Origin of the sequence: Clostridium thailandense, from assembly GCF_019207025.1 — a bacterium.
In the GTDB taxonomy this organism is placed as follows: Bacteria; Bacillota; Clostridia; order Clostridiales; family Clostridiaceae; genus Clostridium_AM; species Clostridium_AM thailandense.
Genome location: NZ_JAEEGC010000206.1, coordinates 1 through 6,906, shown reverse-complemented (window position 1 = coordinate 6,906; position 6,906 = coordinate 1). Strand labels below are relative to the sequence as shown.

Here is a 6,906-nt window from a genome sequence, read left to right as displayed (position 1 = left end):
TTTAAAACTGCCTTTTCATATATAAATTTAACATTAAACTTCAGGAAAAGGAGAAAAGTTTAATTATGAAAGAGATAAATGTATTAGAAATAACAAAGGCAGTAAAAAAACTATGTGTAGATGCTAACTATTATCTTTCAGATGATGTTAAGAATAAGATAGAGGAAGCCTCAAAAAATGAAACATGGGATATGGCAAAAGGAATATTAGATAAAATTCTTACTAATGTAGAGATAGCTAAAAATGAAGATAGACCTATTTGTCAAGATACTGGAATGGCTTGTGTATTTGTTGAAATAGGTCAGGATGTTCACTTAATAGGCGGAAATATAGAGGATGCTATAAATGAAGGAGTAAGACAGGGATACGAAGAAGGATACTTAAGAAAATCTGTGGTAAAAGATCCTTTAGATAGAGTTAACACAAAAGATAACACTCCAGCAGTTGTATACTATGACATTGTTCCAGGAGATAAGTTGAAAATTACTGTAGCACCAAAAGGATTTGGATCTGAAAATATGAGTCAATTAAAAATGTTGAAACCGGCAGATGGTTTAGAAGGTGTAAAAGAATTTGTTCTTAAAGTAGTAAAGGAAGCCGGACCAAATCCATGTCCACCAATAGTCGTAGGCGTTGGAATAGGTGGAACTTTCGATAGAGCAGCTATGTTAGCAAAGAAGGCTCTTATAAGACCTTTATCACAAAGAAATAGCAATAAATTTTATGCCGATTTAGAAAATGAACTTTTAGAAAAGGTTAATGCTATAGGAATAGGACCACAAGGGTTTGGAGGAAAAACTACTGCTCTTGCATTGAATATAGAAACATATCCAACACATATAGCAGGTTTACCTGTAGCGGTTAATATAAACTGTCACGTTACAAGACATTCAGAAATAATATTATAGGCTTAAACATTGATAGAAATATTGAAAATTGCACGTAGCTGCGATGAGGCAAATTGGAGGGATAGTAATGGAAAAGAAAATAACGACTCCATTAACTGAAGAAAAAGTTAAAGAGTTAAAAGCTGGAGATAGTGTTTTAATATCAGGGGTTATATATACTGCAAGAGATGCAGCACACAAGAGACTTGTAGAACTTTTAGATAAGGGCGAAAAGCTACCTATAGATGTTGAAGATTCAATTATATATTATGTTGGACCAACTCCTGCTAAACCAGGCCAACCAATAGGATCAGCGGGTCCAACTACAAGCTATAGAATGGATTCATATGCTCCAAGACTTTTGAATATAGGTTTAAGAGGAATGATTGGAAAAGGATTGAGGTCAAAAGAAGTAATAGAATCTATGAAGAAAAATAAAGCTGTTTACTTTGCAGCTATAGGTGGAGCCGCAGCTTTAATGGGAAAATCTATAAAAAAAGCAGAGCTTGTTGCATATGAAGATTTAGGATCAGAAGCAATAAGAAGACTTGAAGTAGAAGATTTACCAGTAGTTGTAGTTATAGATTCAGAAGGAAACAATCTTTATGAAATGGGACAGCAACAGTATCTTAACTCGTTAAAATAAAGTTTAGCTGTAAATTGATAATAAGTTACAAGCGATTATTATCAATTTATGGTTTCTGATTAGAGCTATTAGGAGGATTGAAAATGAAGATAAACAAAGTAGCTAAAGCTGGAACACTTGAATCTAATGACATAATGATAATGGTTATGCCAAATGACAAAGGTGGAGTGGAACTTCAGCTTGAAAGTATAGTTATGAAGCAATTTGGAAATCAAATAAAAAGTACTATATTAGAAAAAATCAAAGAAATGAATGTGGAAGATATAATCATAAAAGCACAGGATAAGGGAGCTTTAGATTATACAATTAAATCAAGAATTCAAACTGCCATAGAAAGAGCTATGTAAATTTTTATTGAAGTTCGGGGTGATATAAATGAAAAAATTAAGAAGAACTATGCTTTTTATGCCTGGTAATAATCCAGGAATGCTTCAAAATGCGCCAATTCTTGGAGCTGATTCTGTAATACTTGACTTAGAAGATGCAGTAAGTTTAACAGAAAAAGATAGTGCTAGAATCCTTGTAAGAGAAGCCATCAAATTTTTAGATTACTCAAATGTAGAATTAGTTGTAAGGGTAAATCCACTTGATACAGAATTTGGACCAAAAGATATAGATACAATAGCAAGAGTAAAACCAGATAGCCTTATGATTCCAAAGGCTACTGAAGAACAAATACAAACTATAGATAACACACTTTCAAAAATAGAAAGTGAAGAAGGGTTCGAAAATGGACACATAAAACTTATACCAATTGTAGAAACTGCCTATGGATTGGAAAATGTATATAACATAATTAAATCCTCAAAGAGAATTGTGGCAGTTTTATTAGGAGCAGAGGATTTAACTTCTGACTTTGGAATAAAAAGAACTAAAGAAGGAGAAGAAATATTCTATGCAAGGAATAGAGTTTCAACAGCATGTAGAGCTACTAGAGTGGATGCTATTGATACTCCATTTACTGATACCAATGATTATGAAGGTCTTGCAAAGGATACTGCTAAAGCCAAGAGTGTAGGCTTTACAGGAAAAGCTTCTATAAACCCTAGACAAATAGATACCATACATTCAGTTTTTGCACCAACAGAACAAGAAATCAAGCACTCTTTAAGAGTACTTGCAGCAAGAGATGAAGCTAAAGAAAAAGGACTTGGAGTATTCTCTTTAGATGGAAAAATGGTTGATGCACCTGTAATTAATAGAGCAATAACAACTGTTGAATTAGCTAAAATGTTGGGACTTATTTAGTAATTACCTTAGTATAGGTTCTAGGCTTTGAATTTTTGAAAAAAAGTGAGGGATTAGCATGAAAAATGTACTAGGAAGAGAGATTCCTGATTACATAGAAGGTTATAAAGAAATAAAGCCTTTTCAAGGCGCTTTTGCAAACTGTGGAGTTAAAGAAAAAATAGGCATAAAAGTAAGCAGTGTAAAGCCAGGTGAAGAAAAGGTATTAAATAGCATTGATGAAGTTTTAGATAAAATTGCCTTGAAAGATGGGATAACTATATCTTTTCATCATCATTTAAGAAATGGAGATTTTGTTCTTAATAATGTAGTTTATGCTATTGCAAAAAGAGGAATAAAAGATATTACTATTGCTGCAAGTTCAATATTCCCAGTTCATGAGCCACTTGTCGAACATATGAAAAATGGGGTAGTAACAGGAATAGTTGCAAATTATATATCTGGTCCTGTTGCTAAGGCTATATCAGAAGGATATTTAAAAAAGCCAGCTATTATGATGACTCATGGTGGAAGACCTAGAGCAATTGAAAGTGGAGATCTACATATAGATATAGCATTTATTGGAGCACCTACTGCAGATACTTATGGAAATATAAACGGTGTATATGGTAATGCTGCTTGTGGATCACTAGGATATGCAGTAGCAGATGCTGAATATGCTGACAAAGTAGTGGCTATTACAGATAATTTAGTGCCATATCCAGCGTGTCCAATAGAAATAAGTCAGATTTATGTTGATTATGTTATTAAAGTTGATTCCATAGGAGATCCCAAAGGTATTGTATCTGGTACAACCAAAATAACAAAAGATCCTGTGGGACTTAAAATAGCTAAGATGGCTACAAAAGTTATAGAAGCTTCAGGACTTGTTAAGGATGGACTATCCTTCCAAACAGGAGCAGGTGGAACTTCTCTTGCTGTTGCAGCAGAACTTAAAGAAGTAATGAAAAATAAGGGCGTAGTAGGAAGTTTTGCAGCAGGTGGAATAACAGGATATATTGTGGATATGCTAAAAGAAGGATTATTCAGAAACCTATTTGATGTTCAGTGCTTCGATTTAGATGCAGTTGAATCATACAGAAACAATCCTAACCACCAAGGTATGTCTGGTTCCATGTATGGAAATCCACATAATAAGGGAGCTGTTGTAAACAACCTTGATGTAATGATACTTGGTGCTACAGAAATAGACACAGATTTTAATGTAAATGTAACTACAGGTTCAGATGGAGTTATAATGGGAGGTTCTGGTGGACACAGTGATACAGCAGCAGGAGCAAAACTTGCTATTGTAGTTACAAACCTTATAAAAGGAAGACTTCCGATTATAAAAGATAGAGTTACCACAGTAACTACTCCAGGTGAAAGTATTGACGTAGTTGTTACAGAAAGAGGCATAGCTGTAAACCCAGGTAGAAAAGACTTGATAGATAAATTGAGCAATACCAATCTACCTATTATGACTATAAACCAATTAAAAGAATTAGCAGAAAAGATGACTGGAAAGCCAGAGCCTATAAAAACATCGGATGAGGTTGTAGCTATAGTAGAATATAGAGATGGAACTGTTATAGATGTGGTCAGAAGACCATCAGTTTAATATATAAAAATAACTTTTTTGTACCTTAACTGGAGGGGAAAAGATATGTTTGATTTAACACTCCAAAGAATAAACTTAAAGGACGAATATGAAAAAGATGAGGTATGTAAGTTTTTAGAGAAGTTTGAACTGACTTTGGATAGAGATGTAGACTATACTATTGTTCTGAGAGATTTAAAAAACAATATTCAAGCTACTTGCTCTAAGGCAAAGAATGTTTTTAAATGCTTTGCAGTTTCAGAAGATATAAGAGGAGAAAATGTAACTTCTTCTCTTATATCTAATCTAATCGATAAGCTTTTTGAAGAAGGGATTTTTCACAGTTTTATATTTACAAAACCAGATAAAGTAAAAATTTTTACTTCCCTTAACTTTAAACCCATATTTAAGGTTAAGGATGCAGCGCTATTAGAATACGGTATATATGATATAAATAAATCGTTAGATGACATGGCGTTAAAATATGGTATAGATACTACTACACCGAAAGGAGCATTAGTAATGAATTGCAATCCTTTCACAGAAGGCCATAGGTATCTAATTGAGCAAGCATCTAGAAGCTGCGAACAGGTATTAGTATTTATAGTAGAAGAGGATAAATCGCTTTTCCCCTTTAAATATAGGTATTCCATTGTAAAAGAAGCTGTTAAAGATTTGAGCAATGTGATAGTAATTCCAGGAGGAGAATATATTATATCTTCTATTACATTTCCTTCATACTTTATAAGGAAAGAAGATGAAAAATTAAAGGCTTATGAAAGTATAGACTGTGGAATATTTGGAGAGTACTTTTGCAGTAAGTTCAATATAGTAAAAAGATTTGTAGGTCATGAACCTTATTGCGATATTACTAATACTTATAACCAAACTCTAAAGGAAACTATGCCTAAATACAATGTAGAACTTATTGAAATAGAAAGAAAAAAACATGATGAAAAATATATAAGTGCGTCAGAAGTTAGAACTCTTATTAAGGATAACAGAATAGAAGAAGTGAAAAACATTGTTCCAAAAGCGACATGGGAATTTTTGAGTTCCTATGATGGAAAGGAGATTATTGAGAGAATAAAGAAAAGCAATTCTCCACATTAATCATGAAAAAAAACTATATACAATCAATAGATGAAAATAATATAATAAAAGATATATTAGAAAATATAAACTCTTCTATAGACATAGAAGAGTTTAATAGATATGTACATAAATATAGAAAAAAATATATGCCTGAAGATATACTGATTGAAAGAGAAAAAAGAGTATTCAGGCAAGAAGAGTTGATAGAGAAGTACCACTCTTGTCTTATTTGTATGAGAATTAATTATCCGGGTATAATTAAAAATAATTACATATCAATAGGAATAGCTGGAGTCTTGTGTAATGTTATCATTAATGTATTCAATAATAAGATATTATATAGAAACTTTGACATAAATGCAGAAGGGCCTATATTAACAATAGTTGTTGATGAATTAGAAGATAGTATTAAAAGAAAGGCCATCAATATAGAAGAAAATCATCATTTAGGAAGATTTGTTGATATAGATGTATATAATGAAAATAAACAAGGCTTAAGCAGAAAAGATTTTGGAATGGGTAGTAGAAAGTGTTACATTTGTGATAACTATGCGCAAATATGTGTAAGAAACAGAAGTCACAGTGAAAATGAAGTAAAGAAGTTTATAAAAGATAAGTATGAGGAGTATTTTGAAACTAACGTAATATAGGATGGTGAAACAGGTTGGCTTTTAATCCATATGAGAAATTCTCACTAAGAACTAGGTTAATAATATTTTGCGTCTTAAGCATGATAGCAGTAGGACTGGTTTATAAAGCATATCTAGACAATAGAAATGATGCTAAAAGTATCATAGAAAAGCAGAATATTTCTAAGTCAAATAATCAAACAACAATTATAACAAAAGATGAAAATAAACAAGATGCAAATGTTGAAGCAAAAAAGATTCAAGAAGAAAAAAATAAAAGATTAGAAGAAAAATATGAACAAAGTTCAAAACTTTTTAGTGACAAGAAGTACAAGGACACTATAAATATAGCAAATGATATTATAAAGGAAGATGAGAACTTTTATAAGGCATATAATATAAAAGGAATCGCATTATGCTATAGTGGTAACTATGAAGAAGGAATGAAAAACATAGATAAATCACTTCAGTTAAAACCAGACTTCGGATATGGAAGATTTAATAAAGCTTTAGCATATGAGCTAAATGGAAATTATGATGATGCCTTAAGTTGGTATGATAAAGACTTAGAAGTTGAGAATTATGTATGGAGTTATTATGGTAAGGCTAGCATATATGGAAGAAGAGGAGATGTGGCCAATACTACAAAATATTTGAAAATAGCTATAGACATGGCACCAGAGATTAAAAAGAATGCTAGTGAAGAAGCAGACTTTAATCCAGTAAAAGAATCAAAAGAGTTTCAAGATTTAATAAAATAGACTTTATATAAGGTTGAATTATACATATAACAATTAAATGTGATTAAAAACTATCCCCAGC

Annotated in this window: 8 protein-coding genes; all 8 read left to right on the top strand. The window is 31.9% G+C overall.

Features of this window, described 5'->3' with window-relative positions; all coding sequences use genetic code 11:
• Positions 1-65: 65 nt before the first annotated feature.
• Positions 66-908, top strand: a complete 843-nt coding sequence (locus I6U48_RS28210; protein ID WP_218323845.1) for a fumarate hydratase — start codon at positions 66-68, stop codon at positions 906-908.
• A 67-nt stretch (positions 909-975) separates the two neighbouring features.
• The gene (locus I6U48_RS28205; protein ID WP_218323844.1) at positions 976-1,533 is read left to right on the top strand and encodes a Fe-S-containing hydro-lyase; all 558 of its coding nucleotides are present in this window, start codon (positions 976-978) and stop codon (positions 1,531-1,533) included.
• Between the two features lie 83 nt (positions 1,534-1,616).
• Entirely contained in the window at positions 1,617-1,880 is a 264-nt protein-coding gene (gene citD, locus I6U48_RS28200) for a citrate lyase acyl carrier protein (RefSeq protein WP_218323843.1), read from the top strand.
• A gap of 28 nt (positions 1,881-1,908) precedes the next feature.
• Positions 1,909-2,781 (top strand): HpcH/HpaI aldolase/citrate lyase family protein, encoded by an 873-nt coding sequence (locus I6U48_RS28195; RefSeq protein ID WP_218323842.1) that lies wholly within the window; start codon positions 1,909-1,911, stop codon positions 2,779-2,781.
• 58 nt (positions 2,782-2,839) lie between these two features.
• The gene (gene citF, locus I6U48_RS28190; protein WP_218323841.1) at positions 2,840-4,381 is read left to right on the top strand and encodes a citrate lyase subunit alpha; all 1,542 of its coding nucleotides are present in this window, start codon (positions 2,840-2,842) and stop codon (positions 4,379-4,381) included.
• A 45-nt stretch (positions 4,382-4,426) separates the two neighbouring features.
• Positions 4,427-5,473, top strand: a complete 1,047-nt coding sequence (gene citC / locus I6U48_RS28185; RefSeq protein WP_218323840.1) for a [citrate (pro-3S)-lyase] ligase — start codon at positions 4,427-4,429, stop codon at positions 5,471-5,473.
• A 2-nt stretch (positions 5,474-5,475) separates the two neighbouring features.
• Positions 5,476-6,105, top strand: coding sequence for a citrate lyase holo-[acyl-carrier protein] synthase (gene citX / locus I6U48_RS28180; protein ID WP_218323839.1), 630 nt, complete (start codon positions 5,476-5,478; stop codon positions 6,103-6,105).
• A gap of 80 nt (positions 6,106-6,185) precedes the next feature.
• On the top strand, positions 6,186-6,845 hold the full coding sequence (locus tag I6U48_RS28175) for a tetratricopeptide repeat protein (protein WP_246615596.1): 660 nt from the start codon (positions 6,186-6,188) through the stop codon (positions 6,843-6,845).
• The last annotated feature ends 61 nt before the right edge of the window (positions 6,846-6,906 follow it).

Excerpts from the sequence above, each read along its gene's own strand:
- I6U48_RS28210 (WP_218323845.1), top strand. The coding sequence starts at position 66 with ATGAAAGAGATAAATGTATTAGAAATAACAAAGGCAGTAAAAAAACTA.
- I6U48_RS28205 (WP_218323844.1), top strand. The coding sequence starts at position 976 with ATGGAAAAGAAAATAACGACTCCATTAACTGAAGAAAAAGTTAAAGAG.
- citD (WP_218323843.1), top strand. The coding sequence starts at position 1,617 with ATGAAGATAAACAAAGTAGCTAAAGCTGGAACACTTGAATCTAATGAC.
- I6U48_RS28195 (WP_218323842.1), top strand. The coding sequence starts at position 1,909 with ATGAAAAAATTAAGAAGAACTATGCTTTTTATGCCTGGTAATAATCCA.
- citF (WP_218323841.1), top strand. The coding sequence starts at position 2,840 with ATGAAAAATGTACTAGGAAGAGAGATTCCTGATTACATAGAAGGTTAT.
- citC (WP_218323840.1), top strand. The coding sequence starts at position 4,427 with ATGTTTGATTTAACACTCCAAAGAATAAACTTAAAGGACGAATATGAA.
- citX (WP_218323839.1), top strand. The coding sequence starts at position 5,476 with ATGAAAAAAAACTATATACAATCAATAGATGAAAATAATATAATAAAA.
- I6U48_RS28175 (WP_246615596.1), top strand. The coding sequence starts at position 6,186 with ATGATAGCAGTAGGACTGGTTTATAAAGCATATCTAGACAATAGAAAT.